This is a genomic window from Ruminococcus flavefaciens ATCC 19208 (genome assembly GCF_000518765.1).
Classification (GTDB): Bacteria; Bacillota; Clostridia; order Oscillospirales; family Ruminococcaceae; genus Ruminococcus; species Ruminococcus flavefaciens.
In genome coordinates this window covers 99,589-102,745 of record NZ_KI912491.1, presented here as the reverse complement: position 1 = coordinate 102,745, position 3,157 = coordinate 99,589, and the positions used below count along the sequence as shown (strand labels likewise).

Sequence of the window (3,157 nt, the reverse complement as noted above, 5' to 3'; positions counted from 1 at the left end):
CTCTCTGTTGAGATAGGAGCTGTGCTCTGTGTCGATACAGATGATGTGCTCTGTGTGCTCTCTGTTGAAGTTGATGAAGAATCAACCTTGCCTGTACCTGATGTGCTTGTTGTTGTCTGTGTTGACTGGTTAGGAGCTAATGTTGTTGTTACATGAGGAACTACCTCGATCCAACCATTGCGTCCTTCAACAAGCTTTGAAAGATCATAGCCGTCTTCATCAAATACCTTGAGGGTGCCGTCTGCGAAGTTTACAGGATACTTTCCTATAGCGCAGTCAGCAGGAACTGTGAATGTAAGAGTTGCAACTACGTCATCGTTAGCTGCTGCGATACCCTTACCTGTTTCGCTCTTGAATAATGACTTCTTTATAGCATCGTTAGTTGAAAGCTCAGACTTATAAGCATCTGAACCCTTAGCTGTGCCATAAGTTACAGCCTTGTCATTCTCGATAATGAACTGAGCACCGCCGATAGCGAGCTTATTATTGTTAGGATCTACAACCTTAATGTCGAGGGTAACTGTCTGACCAGGCTCAGCCTGCTTTGTGCCGATCTGCCAAGCAATACCGCCCTCGGGAACAGGAACAACTGTAGTAGTTGTAGTTGTTATTGTTGTCAGTGTTGTAGTTGTTGTGGTTGTTTCGACTGGGATAGGTGTATTTACATAAATAGCACCGTCAACGAAATTAACCTTGTCTGTGATACCGAATCCGTCTGTATCGCTGACAAACTGCTTAGCCCATGATACCGGGTAAACGCCGTCAGGACAATCAGCAGGAACGCTGAATGTAAGTGTAAAGAGCTCGTCGCCTGCCTTTGCAGTCTTACCGTCACCGCTTGCTGTGAAGAATTCAAACTTCTGCTTGTCGTTTGATCTGAGGTCCTCACCGTATGGCTTACCTGTTGCTGACTTGTAAGAAGTTGGAGCTGAACCAGCGATCTCGAACTGAGCACCTGCTACAGGGAGATCACCCTTGCCTGCAACCTTTACCTGAAGAGTTACGTCTTCACCCTTCTTGCCTTCAACCTTAGGGATTACCCAAGATACTGAACCGTCCTGGACATCAACATCGCCTACTGTGATAGAACCGTCCTTGAAGATTACGTTATCTGTAAGATTGTAACCGTCAGCATCACTTACGAATGCATCTGACCATGATACAGGATATACGCCATCCGGGCAGTTTGCAGGGATATCGTATGTGATCGCAAGGATAGTTGAGCCGTTTGCTGCTGATACAGCCTTACCGCTGCTTGTTCTGAACATGAAGCTGTTCTTGTCTTCATTTGCAGACATATCAGAAGGATAAGCTGTACCTGCTGTAAAGCTCTTATAATTGATATTCTTATCGTCAGTCTTTACCTTGAACTGAGCACCTGCAACTGCAAGTGCACTGCTCTTAGGATCGCTGACTACAGCCTTAACTGTTACGGACTTGCCTTTTTCACCCTTAACATTATCAAGTACCCATGATACCTGACCGTTTGCAGGTGTACCGTCCTTTACAACGATAGCACCGTCAAGGAAGTTGATCCTTGAAGTGAGGTCGAATCCGTCTGTATCACTTACGAACTGCTTGGACCATTTAACAGGGTATTCGCCCGGCTTGCAGTCCTCAGGAATTGTGTAAGTGAGAGTCATGATCGTTGCATCGTTAGCTGCAACAACACCTAAACCAGCATTATGATCGAATAAGAATGAAGTCTTAGACTCATTGATGCTGATATCTGATACGTATGCTCCGCCGCTCTTGAATGACTTGTACTTGATATTTGACTCAGCGTCAACGTCTATCTTGTACTGTGCGCCGGCTACAGCAACAGCTGCATTGTCCTTATTGCTTACGTATGCCTTTACAGACACTGTCTCGCCCGGATAACCTGTAACCTTGTCAAGTACCCAGTCGATCTTACCTTCGCCGCTGTCCTTAACGACTTTGATAGCACCGTCTGTAAATTTAACTTTGCTTGTGATATTGAATCCGTCAGTGTCACTAACGTTTCCGTTAGACCACTTTACGGCATATGTGCCTTCAGCACAATCTTCGGGAATAGTATATGCAAGAGTAAATACTGTTGCACCCTCAGCAGCTACCTTCTCGATTCCGTTGCTGTCATCGAAAAGGAACTTTGTTCCCTTGCCATTGTCGCCTATAGTTGATGTATAAGCATCGCCGCCTGTTACGGACTTATATTTAATAGGTGATGCAGCATCAACGTTAAACTGTGCGCCTGCAACCGCAAGTGAGGAATTCTTTGCCACAACGGGTAATGTTACCGTCTGACCTGGTGCTGCAGTTACTGTCGGTATCAGCCATTCAACTGAACCGTCAGAAGCGGTTTTATTAGCAGAAACATCCAATACTTCGCCCATACTAAAGTTAGGCTGCGAGACAGATAAACTGCCCGCAGCACTAACTGGTAACGAAGCAAATGCACTTGTCATGACCGATGTGGCCATGACAGCGGATGTAACTGCTGAAAGCAGTTTTTTCATCAGTGCATTTCCTTTCCGAGCATTATCGCTCTATTAACTTAGTGGTGGGTTTAAAGGGATCAGTCTGTTGGGATTGAACCCTTTTCGAGGATGTACATTGCGATTGCCTCTGAATCAGCAGCTGTAAGCTTAACTGTTGCAGGATCAATGTTCTTGCCGTCCTTGCTCTGTGGAGCAACTACGTCTGCATTAACCTTACCCTGAGCTGTTACGTCAGCCTTTGTATCAGGATTCTTTACAATGTATGAAGGATCGTTAAGGAGTCTGTTAAGAACTACTACGTCAGCTACGTTAACTTCGCCGTTGCAGTTTGTATCGCCCCAGAGAGTTACGTTGAGCTTTGTACCTGTTGTAGGTGTTGTTGTAGAAACAGTAGTTGTCTCTGTAACCTTAGTAGTTGTAGTTGTCTTAGAAGTTGTAGTTGTCTTAGAAGTTGATGTTGTTGTCTGCTGACCAACTACGATTGTAAGAGGTGTAACAGCAACTTCATAATTGAACTTTGTATTGTCCTTGAAGATCTTGCACTGAGCAAAGTCTACTGTGTATGTACCGTCAGGTGTACCAGCAGGAACCTTAACCTCGAGCATGAATGCTGACTTGCCGTTTGCAGGAACGATAGGTGTATCGCCCTTGAGTGTAGCGTAGTTAGCACGGAGCTC

The 3,157-nt window shown here is 45.3% G+C and carries 2 protein-coding genes; both read right to left on the bottom strand.

Annotation, left to right across the window (positions count from 1 at the left end; translation table 11 throughout):
* Window positions 1–2,498, bottom strand: a 2,498-nt coding sequence (locus L870_RS17755) for a cohesin domain-containing protein (RefSeq protein ID WP_037272381.1), incomplete at its 3' end; no start/stop codon positions are given.
* Between the two features lie 59 nt (window positions 2,499–2,557).
* Window positions 2,558–3,157: dockerin type I domain-containing protein (locus L870_RS0113365; protein WP_028518573.1), on the bottom strand; the 600-nt coding region annotated here is incomplete at its 5' end.